This window comes from Ruegeria sp. AH12, from assembly GCF_056541465.1.
This window is the reverse complement of record NZ_JBQFYL010000011.1, coordinates 40,078-57,783: the sequence shown is the minus strand read 5'-3', so window position 1 is coordinate 57,783 and position 17,706 is coordinate 40,078. Positions and strand designations below refer to the sequence as shown.

General features: G+C 56.8%; 16 protein-coding genes. 7 read left to right on the top strand and 9 right to left on the bottom strand.

The features are described from left to right. Positions 1 to 127 precede the first annotated feature (127 nt). Entirely contained in the window at positions 128 to 409 is a 282-nt protein-coding gene (locus tag ACR0EL_RS15515; protein ID WP_480500859.1) for an SCP2 sterol-binding domain-containing protein, read from the top strand. Positions 410 to 504: 95 nt separating this feature from the next. Then, the gene (gene msrA / locus ACR0EL_RS15510; RefSeq protein WP_480500858.1) at positions 505 to 1,176 is read left to right on the top strand and encodes a peptide-methionine (S)-S-oxide reductase MsrA; all 672 of its coding nucleotides are present in this window, start codon (positions 505 to 507) and stop codon (positions 1,174 to 1,176) included. On the opposite strand, the gene ACR0EL_RS15505 is transcribed toward msrA, so the two are convergent. After that, positions 1,173 to 2,045, bottom strand: coding sequence for a ribokinase (locus ACR0EL_RS15505; protein ID WP_480500857.1), 873 nt, complete (start codon positions 2,043 to 2,045; stop codon positions 1,173 to 1,175). The two genes, msrA and ACR0EL_RS15505, sit on opposite strands and share 4 nt — an antisense overlap. Before the next feature lie 500 nt (positions 2,046 to 2,545). Then, the gene (locus ACR0EL_RS15500; RefSeq protein ID WP_480500967.1) at positions 2,546 to 4,801 is read right to left on the bottom strand and encodes an NADP-dependent malic enzyme; all 2,256 of its coding nucleotides are present in this window, start codon (positions 4,799 to 4,801) and stop codon (positions 2,546 to 2,548) included. A 161-nt stretch (positions 4,802 to 4,962) separates the two neighbouring features. Here ACR0EL_RS15500 and mutS point away from each other — a divergent pair, with 161 nt between their 5' ends. Then, entirely contained in the window at positions 4,963 to 7,578 is a 2,616-nt protein-coding gene (mutS, locus tag ACR0EL_RS15495; protein WP_480500965.1) for a DNA mismatch repair protein MutS, read from the top strand. A gap of 58 nt (positions 7,579 to 7,636) precedes the next feature. Here the strand turns inward: mutS and ACR0EL_RS15490 are convergent, their stop codons facing one another. Both ACR0EL_RS15490 and hrcA read right to left on the bottom strand, forming a co-directional pair. Beyond that, positions 7,637 to 8,200 (bottom strand): nucleotide exchange factor GrpE, encoded by a 564-nt coding sequence (locus tag ACR0EL_RS15490; protein WP_170534249.1) that lies wholly within the window; start codon positions 8,198 to 8,200, stop codon positions 7,637 to 7,639. 10 nt (positions 8,201 to 8,210) lie between these two features. Then, the gene (gene hrcA, locus ACR0EL_RS15485; RefSeq protein ID WP_480500856.1) at positions 8,211 to 9,275 is read right to left on the bottom strand and encodes a heat-inducible transcriptional repressor HrcA; all 1,065 of its coding nucleotides are present in this window, start codon (positions 9,273 to 9,275) and stop codon (positions 8,211 to 8,213) included. A 112-nt stretch (positions 9,276 to 9,387) separates the two neighbouring features. Here hrcA and rph point away from each other — a divergent pair, with 112 nt between their 5' ends. From rph to ACR0EL_RS15465, 4 genes are read left to right on the top strand one after another with little or no spacing between them, the layout of a single operon-like run. Beyond that, positions 9,388 to 10,101 carry a ribonuclease PH gene (gene rph / locus ACR0EL_RS15480; RefSeq protein ID WP_480500855.1) on the top strand — a complete coding sequence of 238 codons (714 nt, stop codon included), beginning with the start codon at positions 9,388 to 9,390 and terminating at the stop codon, positions 10,099 to 10,101. Beyond that, positions 10,098 to 10,712: an RdgB/HAM1 family non-canonical purine NTP pyrophosphatase gene (gene rdgB / locus ACR0EL_RS15475; RefSeq protein ID WP_480500854.1), complete on the top strand. Its 615-nt coding sequence runs from the start codon at positions 10,098 to 10,100 to the stop codon at positions 10,710 to 10,712. The genes rph and rdgB overlap by 4 nt, the downstream gene beginning before the upstream one ends. Next, positions 10,702 to 11,856 carry a radical SAM family heme chaperone HemW gene (gene hemW, locus ACR0EL_RS15470; protein ID WP_480500853.1) on the top strand — a complete coding sequence of 385 codons (1,155 nt, stop codon included), beginning with the start codon at positions 10,702 to 10,704 and terminating at the stop codon, positions 11,854 to 11,856. The genes rdgB and hemW overlap by 11 nt, the downstream gene beginning before the upstream one ends. 4 nt (positions 11,857 to 11,860) lie before the next feature. Then, positions 11,861 to 12,214, top strand: coding sequence for a YbaN family protein (locus tag ACR0EL_RS15465; RefSeq protein ID WP_480500851.1), 354 nt, complete (start codon positions 11,861 to 11,863; stop codon positions 12,212 to 12,214). Here the strand turns inward: ACR0EL_RS15465 and ACR0EL_RS15460 are convergent. The 5 genes from ACR0EL_RS15460 to mnmE are packed head-to-tail and all read right to left on the bottom strand — an operon-like array spanning position 12,204 to position 17,702. Further along, positions 12,204 to 13,100 carry a ParB/RepB/Spo0J family partition protein gene (locus ACR0EL_RS15460; protein ID WP_480500849.1) on the bottom strand — a complete coding sequence of 299 codons (897 nt, stop codon included), beginning with the start codon at positions 13,098 to 13,100 and terminating at the stop codon, positions 12,204 to 12,206. The genes ACR0EL_RS15465 and ACR0EL_RS15460 overlap by 11 nt on opposite strands. Positions 13,101 to 13,121: 21 nt before the next feature. Beyond that, positions 13,122 to 13,925: a ParA family protein gene (locus tag ACR0EL_RS15455; RefSeq protein ID WP_353008488.1), complete on the bottom strand. Its 804-nt coding sequence runs from the start codon at positions 13,923 to 13,925 to the stop codon at positions 13,122 to 13,124. After that, positions 13,918 to 14,538 (bottom strand): 16S rRNA (guanine(527)-N(7))-methyltransferase RsmG, encoded by a 621-nt coding sequence (gene rsmG / locus ACR0EL_RS15450; protein ID WP_480500848.1) that lies wholly within the window; start codon positions 14,536 to 14,538, stop codon positions 13,918 to 13,920. The genes ACR0EL_RS15455 and rsmG overlap by 8 nt, the downstream gene beginning before the upstream one ends. Next, on the bottom strand, positions 14,535 to 16,403 hold the full coding sequence (mnmG, locus tag ACR0EL_RS15445) for a tRNA uridine-5-carboxymethylaminomethyl(34) synthesis enzyme MnmG (RefSeq protein ID WP_480500847.1): 1,869 nt from the start codon (positions 16,401 to 16,403) through the stop codon (positions 14,535 to 14,537). The genes rsmG and mnmG overlap by 4 nt, the downstream gene beginning before the upstream one ends. Positions 16,404 to 16,415: 12 nt before the next feature. Then, on the bottom strand, positions 16,416 to 17,702 hold the full coding sequence (mnmE, locus tag ACR0EL_RS15440; RefSeq protein ID WP_480500845.1) for a tRNA uridine-5-carboxymethylaminomethyl(34) synthesis GTPase MnmE: 1,287 nt from the start codon (positions 17,700 to 17,702) through the stop codon (positions 16,416 to 16,418). Positions 17,703 to 17,706 lie beyond the last annotated feature (4 nt).

Sequence of the window (17,706 nt, the reverse complement as noted above, 5' to 3'; positions counted from 1 at the left end):
AGAGCCACAAAAAAACCCGGCACCCAAAAAGAGTGCCGGGTTTTTTGTTCACCACTTCCCGTCAGGTCAAGCTTGCCTGTCTCAACGGGTTATCTTTACGCATGCGTCAATCAAGGAAGGACGCGCAATGCTGCAAGATATCGCCGACGGAATTCAAAAAGGGCTGAACGGCAAAAGCTTTGATGGCTCGCTCAAGTTCGATTGCGGCGAGGCGGGTGTCATCGTGCTGGCCGACAATCAGGCCACCACGCAGGATCAGGAGGCCGATTGTACAATCCGTATCTCGCAGGACAACCTGAACAAATTGCTGACTGGTAAGCTGAATCCAATGACCGGCGTGGCCATGGGCAAGCTGAAGATTTCGGGCAATATGGGTATTGCGATGAAGCTGGGGCAGCTGCTGGGATAGACGATAAAATCGTCTCACCAGCGCGTGACAATCGATGTCAGCGCATTGCAAGGCGGGGCGTCTACAGGCAGCTTGGTCTCGGAAGGAGACCTGCCATGACACGGACTGCTTATCTCGATTGTATAAAACCCTCAGTACTTTTTGTCCTGATCTTGCTGGCGGCACTACTGCGCGCCCTGCCGGGTTCTGCCGCAGGGACCGAGACGCTAACGGTCGCGGGCGGATGTTTCTGGTGTGTCGAATCCGATTTTGAAACTGTACCCGGCGTAATTGGCGCGGTGTCCGGATATACCGGTGGCACCACCGCCAACCCCAACTACAAGGACGTGACCAAGGGCGGAACCGGCCATTATGAGGCGGTTCAGATCACCTTTGATCCTAGCAAAGTCTCTCGGGATACCTTGTTGGACATGTTCTTCCGTTCTGTTGATCCGACCGATGCGGGCGGACAGTTCTGTGACCGGGGAGATAGCTATCGCACGGCGATATTCGTCTCTAACACAGGCGAAAAAACCTTAGCCGAGCAAGCAAAGGCTGATGCCCAATCCGCGCTCGGCCAAACCGTAGTGACGCCGATCCTGCAGGAAACCACCTTTTATCCGGCCGAGGCCTATCATCAGGATTACTACAAGGGCGAAAAGGTTGTGTTCACCCGCTTTGGACCCAAGCGCCAAAAGAACGCCTACAAAGCCTACCGCAAAGCCTGCGGACGGGACGCGCGGGTCAAGCAGCTTTGGGGTGCAGATGCGCCATTTGCCGGTTCTTAATCGAACTGCGCGTCGCGCACTTCCCGCAGGTCCGGAATAACATCTGCCGTGCCGTGCCGTGTCACCATCAGCGCAGCGGCGCGGTTGGCTTGCAGAATGGCCTGCTCCATCGGCATACCCCGATCCATCCCCGCCAGCACATAGCCGGTAAAAGTGTCGCCTGCCCCGGTCGTATCCACGGCCTGTACCTTATGCGCAGCAAAGTCGACCGGATCGCAGCCTTGCTGTAGATACCGCACGCCCTTGGACCCAAGCGTCACGATCACATGTCGCACAGGCAGTTCGGCCGCACTTAGACCTGTTTCCTGTTTCAGCTGTTCAGCTTCAACCTCATTCAGGATCAGGAAATCCAGATACGGCAGCACGGCCTGAACCGCCTCGGCCTCGAACGGGGCCGCTGCATAGCAGACGGTCAGACCAAGCTCGCGCGCCATGCGGGCGGCTTCGACCTGTGCGTTGGTTTCATTCTGAAAAACAAGCAGATCGCCGGCGTTGGCAGACGCAAGCGCCTGCCCGATCTGCCCGCCTTCAAGCGCGTGATTGGCGCCCGGATACAGAATGATCAGGTTCTCACCCTGCGCGTCGACCGCAATGATGGCATGACCCGTTGGGCTGCTGACCTCAGCTATGAACCGCGTGTCGACGCCATATTCCGTCAACCGCTCCTGTGCCCAGCGCCCATCCGCACCGACCGCTCCGATATGGCTGACGCGTGATCCCGCCCGCGCGGCAGCCACCGACATATTGGCGCCCTTGCCACCCAGAAACTTCTCGAGCCCGCTTGCCGCCAGAGTTTCCCCCGGCGCAGGCAGATGCGGCAAGGCATAGACCATATCCGCGTTGATCGAGCCAAGGTTCCAGATCGTCATGGCTTACCCTTCCTTTCGAATCAGAGAAAGAACATTTGCTGAACCCAGGGGAATGCGGTCAAGACCAAAGAATCCAAATGTGGCAAAAAAATGCCGTTGACCGGCTATGGGTAGCTACGTGATATTGTGTAGGCCTCTATGCACCCTCCAAAATCTTGTGCTCACAAGAACAGAATTCGAAAGCATCAGCTTTCAATGTGGGCCAAGACAAACTTGGATTTCAAGCAAGGAGGTGAATGCGATGCGAGTTGCGGTAAAGCAATATCTTCGCAATCGCTTTGGCAGGCAGGAGTGTGTTCGCGCACACACCCGCCGCTGGCCAAAGCCACGGCAGTTAAAACTGCCGCTATAAGTTAGTATCGAGCTAACTAGAGAGGGTCGTCTACTAGGCGACCCTCACTCTGTTCAAATTATCCAAATATAGCCGGATACGCAAACGCTATTTCCCTTAAACTCATGGAATCCATAGATGAATCCGTAAGTGACTCATTTTTCAGGATTTACCCAATCTCACACGAGGCCAGAATGGCCATGTTCAGGATATCGTTTGCCGTCGACACGGTCGAGCAAATCTGTATTTGCTTTCCGATGCCGGACAAGATCGGGCCGATCACAGTGGCCCCGCCCATTTCCTGCATCAACTTGGTTGAAATGCTGGCCGAATGGCGCGCAGGCACGATCAGAATGTTGGCCGGGCCGGTGAGGCGCTGAAACGGATAGGCCTCCTGCTGGTCCACATTCAGCGCGACATCGACGGTCATTTCACCTTCGTATTCGAAATCCACGCCGCGTTGATCAAGTACTGCGGGGGCCACATGCATTTTCTCGGCCCGTTCCGAGACCGGGTAGCCAAAGGTTGAGAAACTGACAAAAGCCACCCGAGGCTCTAGCCCCATATGGCGGGCCACGGCTGCGGCGCGCTCGGCGATATTGGCCAGATCGTTTTCGTCCGGCCATTCATGAACCAACGTATCACCGATCAGAACAATCCGCCCCTTGTGCAAGAGCGCGGTTACACCCGCGGCGCCATGTTGCGCATCGGCGTCAAACACATGGTTTATGCGATCCAGCACATGTGCCGATTTTCGAGTGGCGCCCGTCACCAGACCGTCGCCATGTCCATGGGCCAGCATAAGAGATGAAAACACGTGGCGGTCCCGCGCCGCCAGACGATGGATATCCTTGTGATCAAAGCCTTTGCGTTGAAGGCGTTGATACAGGAAGTTCTTGTAGCTGTCCAAATGGGTGGTATTGGCCGCGTTGACAACTTCAAGCTCGCGCACCGCGTCGCCCAGTCCAGCTGTTTCCAGCTTTTGCTTCACATCGTCTTGGCGTCCAACCACCATCGCCTTGCCGAAGCCAGAACGCTGATACATCACCGCCGCGCGCAGCACGCGTGGATCGTCGCCCTCGGCAAAGATCATCCGGCTTTGTGCCTGACGCGCACGGGCGTTCAGCCCGCGCAGGATGCTGGCGGTCGGGTCCATGCGGGATTTGAGGCTCAGCTCATAAGCGTCCATGTCGATGATCGGACGGCGGGCCGCGCCTGTGTCCATACCAGCCTTCGCCACGGCGGGTGGGATACGGTGGATCAGGCGCGGGTCAAACGGCGTCGGGATGATGTAGTCGCGGCCAAAGGTCAGCGATTTGCCATAGGCCATGGCGACCTCATCCGGCACATCCTCACGCGCCAGACGGGCCAAAGCATGGGCACAGGCGATCTTCATCTCGTCATTGATGGCGCGCGCATGGATATCCAGCGCACCGCGGAACAGGTAGGGGAAGCCTAGAACGTTGTTCACCTGGTTCGGATAGTCGCTGCGGCCGGTGGCAACGATCGCGTCAACGCGAACCTCATGCGCCTCTTCCGGCGTGATCTCAGGATCCGGGTTCGCCATCGCAAAAATCACCGGATTATCGGCCATGCTGGCAACCATATCCTGCGTCACGGCGCCCTTGACCGAAACGCCCAGGAACACATCCGCACCCTTCATGGCATCTTCCAGCGACCGCAGATCGGTCGAGATCGCATGGGCCGATTTCCACTGGTTCATCCCTTCGGTCCGGCCCTGATAGATCACGCCCTTTGTGTCACAAACGATGCAGTTCTCATGCCGCGCGCCCATCGACTTGAGCAGCTCGATACAGGCAATCCCCGCAGCCCCCGCACCGTTCAGAACAATCTTAACGTCTTCGATCTTCTTGCCCGAAATATGCAGCGCGTTGATCAGACCCGCCGCACAGATCACCGCTGTACCATGCTGATCATCGTGGAAGACGGGGATGTCCATCTCCTCCTTCAGGCGCTGTTCGATGATGAAACATTCAGGCGCCTTGATGTCTTCGAGGTTGATACCACCAAAGGTCGGCCCCATCAGACGCACTGCGCGGCAGAACTCATCCGGGTCTTCGGTGTCCAGTTCGATATCGATCGAGTTCACATCGGCGAACCGTTTGAACAGGACAGATTTCCCCTCCATCACCGGTTTCGAGCCCAGCGCGCCAAGGTTCCCAAGACCCAAAACCGCCGTCCCGTTCGAGATCACAGCGACCAGGTTGCCCTTATTGGTATAGTCATAAGCGGTTTCGGGCGCTTCGGCGATGGCTTCACATGGAACGGCCACACCGGGGCTGTAAGCCAGCGACAGATCGCGCTGAGTGGTCATGGGAACGGTGGCCTGCACCTCCCACTTGCCGGGGGTCGGGTCCAGGTGAAAGGCCAGCGCCTCTTCTTTGGTGATCTTCGCTTTGGGCATTTTGAACGTCGTTTCCATGACTTCGGGGCTCATGCCTCATAGCGCAGGCAGGCGCGCGCCTCAACGGGAATGAGTTTTCGGCTTTTACAGAAGATGCGGGGTTTGTAAGGTCGCGTCCGGAACACGCCAGAAGGGGGCCACTTTTGTCCACAGTCACGCCAATGATGGCTCAGTACCTTGAGATCAAAGAGACCCATGCCGACGCACTGCTGTTCTACCGTATGGGCGATTTCTACGAGATGTTCTTTGAGGATGCCGTCAACGCCGCCGAAGCGCTGGACATCGCCCTGACCAAGCGCGGCAAACACAATGGCGACGATATCCCGATGTGCGGTGTCCCGGTTCATGCGGCTGAAGGCTACCTGCTGACCCTCATCCGCAAAGGGTTCCGCGTGGCCGTCTGCGAACAAATGGAAAGCCCGGCGGAAGCGAAGAAAAGAGGCTCTAAATCAGTTGTAAAGCGCGATGTCGTGCGTCTGGTGACGCCCGGAACGCTGACCGAAGATGCCCTGCTGGAAGCCCGCCGCCACAACTTTCTGGCCACATATGCCGAGGTTCGGGATGAGGCCGCGCTGGCCTGGGCCGATATCTCGACCGGGGCGTTTCACGTGATGCCTTTGACACCCGTGCGGCTCAGCCCCGAGCTGGCCCGGCTGGCCCCATCCGAGTTGATCGTTGCCGACGGGATGGAGCAATCGCTGAACGAAACCGTCCGCGACCTTGGGATTTCACTGACACCAGTCGGACGGGCCAGTTTCGACAGTACCGCGGCGGAAAAACGCATCTGCGGGCTGTTTCACGTGGGCGCGCTGGAGGCATTCGGGTCCTTTGGCCGGGCCGAGATTTCGGCCATGGGTGCCCTGATCGACTATCTTGAGATCACGCAGAAGGGCAAACTGCCTCTGCTGCAAACACCAATGAAGGAATCCGAAGACCGCGTGGTACAGATCGATGCCGCCACGCGCCGCAATCTGGAGCTGACCCGATCCCTGTCGGGCGGTCGTGCCGGATCGTTATTGTCAGTGGTCGACCGCACCGTCACACCGGGCGGGGCACGGTTGCTGGAACAACGCCTCTCAAGCCCGTCCCGCAATTTGGATGTGATCCATGCCCGTCTCGACGCTGTCAGCTTTGCCGCCGAGGACAGCCTGATCGCCTCGGACCTGCGCGAGGCCCTGCGCAAAACCCCCGATCTGGACCGCGCCCTGTCTCGCCTGTCGCTTGAACGTGGCGGGCCCCGCGATCTGGCCGCTATCCGCAACGGCCTGACCCAAGCCTCCGCAATTGCTGGCATCTGCGAAGGGCAGGATCTGCCGGTCCTGCTAGCAACCGCTTTGCAAAACCTTGTCGGCTTCGACGACCTTCTGAACTTGCTGGATGAGGCTTTGGTGGCCGAACCACCCCTGCTGGCCCGCGACGGAGGTTTCATCGCCCCCGGCTTTGACCCCGAACTGGACGAAGCGCGCACCCTGCGCGACGAAGGCCGATCTGTCATCGCTGGGTTTCAGCAGAAATATGCGGAACACACAGGCATCACTTCGCTGAAGATCAAGCACAACAACGTGTTGGGCTATTTCATCGAAACCACGGCTACGCATGCTGAGAAGATGCTGAACCCGCCGTTCTCCGAGACCTATATCCATCGCCAAACCACCGCCAATCAAGTGCGGTTCACGACCGTCGAACTCTCGGAAATCGAAACCCGTATCTTGAATGCTGGAAACTTGGCGCTCGAGATCGAAAAACGGCTCTATAACAGGCTTTCTGACGAAATTCTGGCCCTTGCCGCCCGCCTCAACCAAGCCGCTCGAGGGCTGGCCGAGCTGGATCTGACAACAGCGCTTGCCGATCTTGCGCGTGGTGAGAATTGGTGTCGCCCACAGGTCGACACCTCCCGCGCCTTTGAGGTTCAGGGCGGACGCCACCCGGTGGTCGAACACGCGTTGCGCCAGAAAAGCGGCGACGCCTTCGTCGCCAATGACTGCGATCTCAGTGCCGAAGACGGGGCCGCAATTTGGCTGCTGACCGGTCCCAACATGGCCGGTAAATCAACCTTCCTCCGCCAGAACGCCCTGATCGCCCTACTCGCCCAAATGGGCAGCTACGTCCCTGCTGAACAAGCCCATATCGGCCTTGTCAGCCAGCTTTTCAGCCGCGTCGGAGCCTCTGACGATCTGGCCCGAGGCCGCTCGACCTTCATGGTCGAAATGGTCGAAACTGCCGCCATTCTGAACCAGGCCGATGACCGCGCACTGGTCATTCTGGATGAAATCGGCCGCGGAACCGCCACCTATGACGGCCTCTCCATCGCTTGGGCCACGCTGGAGCATCTGCACGCCGCCAACCAATGCCGCGCCTTGTTCGCCACGCACTACCACGAACTCACCGCACTTGCCGGAAAGCTCAAAGGCGTCGACAACGCCACCGTCGCCGTAAAAGAATGGGAAGGTGAGGTCATCTTCCTGCACGAGGTCCACAAAGGCGCGGCCGACCGGTCGTATGGCGTGCAAGTCGCCCAGCTGGCGGGCCTGCCTGCCTCAGTCGTCGAGCGTGCCCGCATCGTGTTGGATCAACTGGAAAAAACCGAGCGTGAAGGCGGCAAGCAAAAATCCCTGATCGACGACCTACCGCTCTTCTCAGCCGCTCCACCACCGCCGCCGCTTGCACCGAAAGCCTCACCGGTCGCGGACATGCTGAACGACATCCTGCCAGACGAGCTGACCCCCCGCGAAGCACTCGACCTGATCTACAAATTGAAAGAGGCGGCCAAATCCTGACCGCCCCTTCTTCTGGTCAAAAATACCTCCGCCGGAGGCTTGGCCTCGCAGAGGCCAATCAGCTCGCAGGTGTCGACGACACCCCAACCTGCGCCGGGCGCAGCAAACGATCGTGCAACATAAACCCTTCAGCCGAAACCTGAATGATGTCCCCCGCGCGCGTTCCCGGCACCGGCGCTTCAAACATCGCCTCATGCACATTAGGATCGAACCGATCACCAACTTCAGGCGTGATCACCTCAATCCCGTGCTTCTGGAAAACGTCTTTCAATGCCCGCATGGTCAGTTCAACACCTTCCAACAGAGGGCCAGCAACCTCTTTCTGCTCATCGGTCGCGGCCTCAAGCGCGCGTTTCATGTTGTCGTAAACTGGCAGCATGTCGCGGGCCAGCTTTGATCCGCCATACTGCTCCGCGTCCCGGCGGGCCTTGTCGCCGCGTTTGCGCGCATTCTCGGCATCGGCCAGCGCGCGCATGAACTTGTCTTTGTAATCGTCCCGCTCGGCGCGCAGCGCGTCGACTTCCAACGCCTCTTCGCTGATATCCATCAGCTCCTCGGCCAGCTCTTCCGCCTCGGCCGTTGCGATATCGTCCAGAAAATCTTCGTTCTTGGGCTCTGCCATCTCTTAACCTCTAGCTCCGGTCGGATATCAACTTGCCGACCAGTTGCGCCGTATAATCCACGATCGGCACGATCCGCCCGTAATTCAGACGTGTGGGCCCGATGACCCCAACCGCACCAATTATCTTACGATCAGCGTTCATATATGGAGACACCACCAAAGAGGAACCCGAAAGTGAGAAAAGTTTGTTCTCAGAGCCAATAAAAATGCGAACGCCCTCGCCTTCTTCCGCCAATTCAAGGAATTCCGCGATGTCACGCTTGCGCTCCAGATCGTCAAACAGGGATCGAATACGCTCTAGCTCTTCTTCCTGACCAGATTCGCCCAACAGATTCGCTCTCCCGCGCACGATCAAACGAGCCGAGTCAGCCCCGTCACCATCCCAGGCCGCTATTCCGCTTTCGACCATCGCGCGCGCCAAAACATCAATTTCTTGCCTTCGCGCATCGATCTGGCTTTGCATCTGCCGTCGTACTTCGCTGAGCGTACGCCCCTCGATCAGTGCATTCAGGAAGTTCGCCGCCTCCCGCATTGAGCTTGGCGTCTGTCCCGGCGGCGGCGTGAACAGCCTGTTTTCGACATGACCATCGGCAAAGACCAGAACCACCAACGCGCGATCATGGGCAAGTGAGACAAACTCGATATGCTTGATCTCGGATTCATGTTTGGGCGTCAAAACCAGTGACGCTCCATGTGTCACATGTGACAAAGCCGATCCTACGCGGTCAAGCATCCCGCCGACATCACCCGCGTTAGAGCCTAAAGTCTCATCCAGTTTCTGACGGTCATCAGCGCCCAGATCACCAACCTCCAGCAACCCATCCACAAACATTCGCAGCCCTTGCTGCGTTGGAATGCGTCCCGCGCTGACATGCGGGCTGTCCAGCAGGCCCAGAAACTCCAGATCCTGCATCACATTGCGCACGGTCGCCGCGCTGACTTTTTCCGAAAGGGTGCGTGTTAGGGTGCGGCTGCCGACTGGCTCACCGCTGTCCAGATAGCTTTCGACGATCAGCCGGAACACCTCACGCGACCGGTCGTTCATCTCGCTCAGAATTTTGCTCGCTTCGCTCATCCGCGCACCCTTGCTGGACAGCCATTAAATAGCAGGCACAAGAAAGGTCAATCGGGGTTGCATCGTAACGCTGCACGGCGGTATCCCCAATCCAGCAAACAAAGGAATTCCCATGCGACCCTCAGGACGTGATCTAAACGAAATGCGCGCCGTTTCAATCGAGACGGGTTTCACCAAACATGCCGAAGGGTCTTGCCTGATCAAGATGGGCGACACCCATGTGCTGTGCACTGCCACCATTGAGGACCGCGTGCCACCCTTCATCAAAGGTTCGGGCCTGGGCTGGGTCACTGCTGAATACGGCATGCTTCCCCGCGCGACCAACACCCGGATGCGTCGCGAGGCAGCCAGTGGCAAGCAGGGTGGGCGCACTGTGGAAATCCAACGCCTGATCGGCCGCGCCCTGCGCGCCGGTGTGGATCGGGTTGCCTTGGGTGAACGTCAGATCACCGTGGATTGCGATGTGATTCAGGCCGATGGCGGCACCCGCTGCGCCTCGATCACCGGGGGCTGGGTTGCTCTGCGTCTGGCAGTCAACAAACTGATGAAAGCAGGCGACGTTATTTCCGACCCTCTGGTCGATCCCGTCGCTGCCGTGTCTTGTGGTATCTATGCAGGCCAACCGGTGCTGGATCTGGATTATCCGGAAGACAGCGAGGCGGGCGTTGATGGTAATTTCATCATGACCGGATCGGGCAAATTGATCGAAGTGCAGATGAGCGCCGAAGGGTCTGTCTTTAGCCGCACGCAAATGGATCAGCTGATGGATCTGGCGGAAAAAGGCGTGGGTGAACTGGCCGCAGCGCAAAAGGCCGCCACCGCATGACCCGTAAGTTCGATGGGGACAGGTTACTGGTCGCAACCCACAACAAGGGCAAGCTCGAGGAGATGGCACATCTGCTTGAACCTTTTGGAGTGACCGTGGTTGGTGCGACTGAGATGGAACTACCTGAACCGGAAGAGACCGAAGATACTTTTGTCGGCAACGCCCGGATCAAGGCCCATGCCGCCGCAAAGGCCACCGGTCTGCCTGCCCTGTCGGACGATTCCGGGATCACCATCGACGCGCTGAACGGAGCGCCCGGAGTCTATACCGCCGATTGGGCCGAAACCGGCAATGGCCGCGATTTCGTGATGGCGATGACTCGCGCGCATAGCGAGCTGGAAGCCAAAAACGCCGCGCATCCCCGCCTGGCTCAGTTCCGTTGCACGCTGGTTCTGGCCTGGCCCGACGGGCATGATGAAGTGTTCGAAGGCGTCGCGCCCGGTCATCTGGTCTGGCCGGTCCGGGGCAAGGACGGGTTTGGGTATGACCCGATGTTTGTCCCCGAAGGCCACGACATTACCTTTGCGGAAATGGATCGCTGGGAAAAGAACAAGATCAGCCACCGCGGCCGCGCGGTGGAGATGTTCGTGAAAGGCTGCTTTGGCGGATGATTGGCGCAACGGGGGCTTTGGCCTGTATGTGCATTGGCCCTTTTGTGAGGCCAAATGCCCCTATTGCGATTTCAACAGTCATGTTTCCCGTAAAATCGATCAAAAACAATGGCTTGAGAGCTATCTGAGCGAGCTACAGCGTTCAGCCGCTGAAACACCTGATCGGGTGCTGAACACAATCTTCTTCGGTGGTGGCACGCCCTCACTGATGGCCACTGACACCGTCGCCGCCGTGATCGACGAAGCCCGCACTCTCTGGCGCCCAGCCAACGACATGGAGATCACGCTCGAAGCCAACCCTGGCTCTGTCGAAGCGGGCCGGTTTTCAGCATATCGCGACGCTGGGGTGAATCGAATATCCATGGGCGTTCAGGCACTGAACGACGATGATTTGCGCCGATTGGGCCGCATCCACACAGTCGCCGAGGCACGCGCCGCGTTCGATATCGCTCGCACTTGCTTTGATCGCGTCAGTTTTGATCTGATCTATGCCAGACAACACCAAACTTTGGACGCCTGGAAATCCGAACTGGCCGAGGCCCTATCGATGGCTGTCGACCACATGTCTCTGTATCAGCTGACAATTGAGGACGGCACCGCCTTTGGCGACCGATACGCGGTCGGCAAGCTGCGTGGTCTGCCCGAAGATGACAGCGCGGCAGATATGTATCTTGCCACACAGGAGATTTGCGACGCACATGGCCTGCCCGCCTACGAAGTATCAAACCACGCAAAACCCGGCGCTGAGTCACTGCACAACCTGATCTATTGGCGATATGGCGACTATGTCGGAATCGGCCCCGGTGCGCATGGCAGGATCACGGTCTCCGGGCAGAAACTAGCGACCGAAACTTATCTGTCACCCAACGGATGGCTGACCGCGGCACAAAACGGGTCAGGAGAGAAAAGCCGCACCGCCTTACCCCTGCAAGATCAAGCAAATGAATACCTTATGATGGGTCTTCGAATTGCCGAAGGACTAGATATAGATCGGTATAGCGCATTAACTGGTAAGCCGCCGGAGCAATCCAAACTGGATCACCTGACGCAGATTGGCATGATCTCACAGCATGGGAACCGCGTGTCTGCAACCAAAGACGGGCGCGCCGTTCTGAACGCCGTCATCCGAGAGCTATTGAGCTAGGTGCATGCGGTATCTTTGGGCCACATTCGGATTGCTCTGTGTTGCACTGGCAATGCTTGGCGTTATCCTTCCCCTATTGCCCACGGTTCCGTTTCTTCTGCTGGCAGCATTTTTCTTCGCCAAATCCTCATCTCGCCTCCACAACTGGCTTCTGACGCATCGCCTGTTCGGGCCCATGATCGAAGATTGGCAGCGCTCCGGCGCTATTCGTCCAGCAGCAAAAAAAGCGGCAACTGTTTCTGTCGCCGCCGTCTTTGGCATTTCTTTAATTCTATCCGCCCCACCCTATGTCCTGATCATTCAAGCCATAGTCCTGAGCGCTGTGCTGACCTTTATCTGGACACGGCCTAACGGCTAAGTTTCGCGCAGAGATCGTCGAGCTGATCCAGGTTTTCATAGGTCAGTACGACCTGACCGCTTTCAGTGCCCGGCTTGTGGTTGATCACCACCTTCATTGCCAAAATAGCCGAAAGATCCTTTTCCAGCGCACGTGTATCTGCATCCTTGCCCGCATTCAGATTGCGGGACTGAGGCGCTGTCCGGGGAGTATTCCCCTGCTGTTGCTTTTTCACCAGCGCTTCGGTCGCTCGAACCGACAAGCCATCTTTAACAACCAGTTTTGCCAATTCAGATGGGTTTTCTGCTGTAATAAGCGCCCGCGCGTGACCTGCTGACAGCTTGCCTTCGATCACCAGCGTCTGAACATCCATCGGCAAAGACAAAAGGCGCAGCAGGTTTGCGATATGGCTGCGGCTTTTACCCAAAGCCTCGGCCATTTTTTCCTGCGTATGACCAAACCGATCCATCAACTGCTTGTATCCAGCAGCCTCTTCAACGGCGTTCAGATCAGCACGTTGAATGTTTTCAATAATCGCAACTTCCAGCACTTCGGTATCGTCAAAATCACGAATTATAACTGGAATATCATGTAGTTGCGCCATTTGCGCCGCACGCCAGCGACGTTCGCCCGCAACAATCTCATATGCCCCGTCTCCAATCGACCGCACGATCAAAGGCTGAATGATGCCCTTTTCCTTTACAGAGGCCGCAAGCTCGTTCAGCTGTTCGGGCATAAATGTACGGCGCGGCTGGTCGGGGTTGGCTTTCAGCTTTTCAATCGGAACAGTCATGTCCGGGCGGCGCAGCTCTGCCGGGGTGCGCCCATCGCCGTCCTGTGTCACATCCGCCATCAACGCAGATAGACCGCGCCCAAGGCCCCTCGATTTTGTTTTCTTGGCGCTCACGTCGCCCTCCTGACTTATCGCTTATGCGGCGACTTTGTTATTCTTGTGCATGACTTCGCGCGCCAGGTGCCGATAGGCCATCGCCCCAAGCGATCCCGAGTCATACTGCAGAACCGGCAACGCAAAGGATGGTGCCTCACTGACCCGCACATTTCTTGGTATCTTGGTCTTAAAAACCATCTCACCCAGATTGTCACGCGCGTCTTTTTCGACCTGACGGGACAAGTTGTTGCGGTTGTCATACATGGTCAACACAACACCTTCGATTCTCAGGTCCGGATTCGCGGTCTGTCGAACCTCTCTGATCGTCAGCATAAGCTGCGAGAGGCCTTCCAGCGCAAAAAACTCACTTTGCAGTGGTACCAATACCGAATGTGCAGCAACCATTGCGTTTACAGTCAGCAAATTCAGCGAAGGCGGACAATCAATCAGAACAAAATCCAGATCAAATTCATCGATTGACGTCTGTCTTAGGGCGTCGTGCAATAAATAGCTGCGTTTTTCATTTGAAATCAGCTCGATATCAGCCGAGCTTAGGTCCACTGTCGCAGGTATGACGAACAGACCTCCGATCTCGGTTTCCTGAACAACTGCCTCCAGCGGTGCGTCGTCAAGAATCAGGTCGTAAGTCGTCCAATCCCGGTCCTCAACCCCCAGCCCGGTCGATGCGTTGCCCTGCGGATCAAGATCAACCACCAAAACTCGGCATCCAGCCTCGGCCAGCCCAGCCGCAAGGTTTATTGCCGTCGTAGTCTTTCCAACGCCACCCTTCTGATTGGCAACCGCGATTATCCGGGGCCCGGAAGGACGAGACAGATCAACCACGTGATACTCCTTTGATCTTAAGGATAACGGCCTGAGGTTCAGTTAAACTTGTAATCGGCTCCGCGTCGAATTTCCATTCCTCGCGCGCCTCGTCCATCTCTTTTTTCCAATTTGCGCCTTTCGGCAACAGGGCTAGGCCTGATTCGCTTAAGTGCCTGTCACAAAATGACAAAAGCGTCTTGAGATCAGCCAAGGCCCGCGCCGATAGGATATCCACGCCCAGCGGGTCAACTGCCTCGATCCGCTTTGAGATCACCTCACAATGAACACCGCATTCCCGCGCGACATTGCGCAGAAAGACCGATTTGCGCTGATCGCTTTCGACAAACTGAAAACGCACCTGTGGTGCCTCTTCCGCAGCCATAATCGCGCAGACCATACCAGGAAATCCTCCGCCGCTTCCAAGATCGGCCCATGTTCGAAAGGACATCGCGCAACGGAACACCTGCACCGAGTCCAGGATGTGCCGGTTCCAGATATCCTCCAGGCTCTTGCGGGAAACCAAATTGATCTTGGGGTTCCAACGCTCGACCAACTCGACATATGTTGTGAGTCGGTCGAGTGTTTCACGTGAAACATTTAATGTGCTGAATTCCGGCAATTCAGATGTCATGCCTGCCGCAACCTTTCGTCACGACGAAGCTTTGCCAGAACAAGTGTCAGCGCAGCAGGTGTCACACCTTCAACCCGGCTGGCTTGTGCGATGTTGGCTGGGCGTGCGGCAGAAAGCTTCTGCTTCATCTCTGCAGACAATCCATCGAGCGTACTATAGTCAAAACTCTGTGGGATTACATAAGCTTCATCACGCTTCATCGCCTCCACATCGCGCTGCTGCCGAGCTATGTAGTTGGCGTAGAGCGCATCTCGCGAGATTTGCCGGCGAATTTCCGGTGCGGTATCATCCAGATCGGGGACTAAGGGGATTATGTCTTCAAAAGACACATCTGGAAACGCAAGGATCGCAAGGCCATCACGGCGGTTTCCGTCCTGATTTACATTGATGCCAGCCGCTTTGATCTCTTTCGGGGTGTAGGTGCGATTAGTAAGTATCGCTTTTGCACTCTCCAGCTTCGACATCTTACTTTCAAAATGCGCGCGCCTGTTTTCACCAACACAGCCGAGCTGAAGCCCGACGGGTGTCAAGCGTTGATCTGCGTTATCCGCCCTCAGTGACAATCTGAACTCAGCCCTTGAGGTGAACATACGATAAGGTTCAGCGACACCCCGAGTCGTTAGATCATCGATCATAACGCCGATGTAGCTATCCGCTCGAGTGAAATGCACAGGTTCTTTCCCCTGCACCTCCAGCGCGGCATTCAGGCCAGCGACCATACCTTGGGCCGCCGCCTCCTCATATCCTGTGGTCCCATTTATCTGACCCGCAAGATATAGGCCCGGCACTGAAGGAATTGACAGCGAGGCAGTCAGGATTCTGGGGTCCACATAGTCATATTCGATGGCATACCCAGGCTGCAGAATTTCGGCCTGCTCAAGCCCCTTGATGGACCTAACATAATCCTGCTGAACATCCTGCGGCAATGAGGTCGAGATGCCATTGGGGTAGATGGTGTGATCATCTACACCTTCAGGCTCCAGGAAAATCTGGTGTGAGGCTTTGTCAGCAAACCGAACAATTTTGTCCTCGATGGATGGGCAGTATCTTGGACCAACACCATCGATATGCCCGCCATACATTGCCGACTTGCTGAGATTATTCTCAATAATCTCATGTGTATGGGAATTTGTATGGGTGATACCGCATGAGATTTGGGGCGCGACTACAGATGTCGATAAGAACGAGAACAACGTTGGCTCATCATCCCCATCTTGCCTCTCCAAATCCGACCAATCGATCGTCCGTCCATCAAGCCTGGGCGGCGTGCCAGTTTTCAACCTGCCAATGGGCAGCTCGTAGCTGTCCAATCTCTCGGCCAGCTTCGTAGATGGTCGATCGCCCATGCGACCACCCGGTCGCGACACATCGCCGATATGGATCACGCCACGCAAAAAAGTGCCCGAAGTCAGAATAACCGCGCGTGCTGAAACCTCCGATCCGTCGCCAAGGACTACACCTGCAACGCGGTCCCCCTCCATTTTGAAATCGATAACCTCACCAACCAGAACGGTCAAATTCTCTTGCTGATCCGTTTCTGCTTGCATCGCCGCGCGATACAGTGCTCGGTCAGCTTGCGTTCTGGGTCCTTGAACGGCTGGGCCTTTGCGGCGGTTAAGCAGCCGAAACTGAATACCTGCGCGATCTGCGACGCGACCCATGACCCCATCCAGCGCATCTATCTCTCGTACCAGATGGCCTTTACCCAAGCCGCCAATCGCAGGGTTACAGGACATCACACCGATATCGCTTGCTGACAGTGTCACAAGCGCGGTCGACGCGCCCATACGTGCAGCCGCATGGGCAGCTTCCGTTCCCGCGTGCCCCGCGCCGATAACGACGACATCAAAACCTGAATGTTTCACGTGAAACACTCCTTATTTCCCAAGGCAGAAACTTGAGAAGATTTCATCCAGTAGATCTTCGACACCTATTCTGCCCACCAAAGATTCAAGTGCACGGATCGCAGTACGCATTTCCTCTGCTGCGATATCATACAGGTCCGGACCAGATTCCAGAACCGACATTGCACTGTCCAAAGCACGCTTTGCAGCAATCAGCGCAACCCTGTGCCGCTCCCGTGTAGCTATACCATGGCTAGTGGTACGATAATTCAGTACACGCGATATATTGTTAATCAACAGGTCAATTCCCTGGCCGGTTTTCCCGGAAACTCCATTGTCGACATCTGGTCTAAGATCTGATTTCGGTCGAACAAAGATGTCCCCTTCTTGAAACGATACGCCAAGTTCCGAGGGATCGTCAGAGAGAAAAACACGCAGGTCAGCAGTTTCTGCACGTTTGCGCGCCCGTTCGATGCCAAGGTTTTCAACATGGTCTTCGGTTTCCCGCAAACCTGCGGTATCCAACAGCGTTACAGGCAACCCCGAGAGGTCCATGCGTACCTCAATCACGTCCCGCGTGGTTCCCGCATATTCCGAAGTGATCGCTGCCTCACGCCCCGCAAGCGCGTTTAGCAGGGTTGATTTACCTGCATTCGGCAGCCCAATGATTGCCACTTCAAATCCGGTTCGAATACGTTCAGCAATCTGAACACCATCAGCTTCCCGCTGAAGGTCATCGATAACACCTGAAACCAACTGCCGAACTTCAGGAGTAACGTCGGTTGGAACCTCCTCATCAGCGAAGTCAATCACAGCTTCCAACAACGAAGCTGCTCGGATCAGGTCGCGCCGCCAACGTTCGGCAAGCTGCCCCAACTCCCCTGCTAGTATGGTTTGAGCTTGCTGTCGCTGTGCTTCGGTTTCAGCGTCGATCAGATCGGCAAGGCCTTCGACTTGTGTCAGGTCCATCTTGCCGTTTTCCAACGCCCGGCGGGTGAATTCTCCGGGGTCAGCCGGACGGACCCCATCGACATCAGACATGCATCTCATCACAGCATTCACGGTAGCTGTACTGCCGTGAATTTGCAGTTCGGCAACGTCTTCGCCGGTAAAACTAGCCGGCGCCTGGAAGGTCAGGACCAAACCATCATCTAACCGAGAACCGCCGGGATCACGCAAGGTGCGAAAGGCCATACCCCGCGGTGACAGGGCACCGCCCGACATCTCGGCCGCAGCGCGATGTGCATCAGGACCCGAGAGGCGAATGACCGCCACCCCGGCTTTGCCCTGCGCGCTGGCCAAGGCGAATATCGTGTCCATTCGA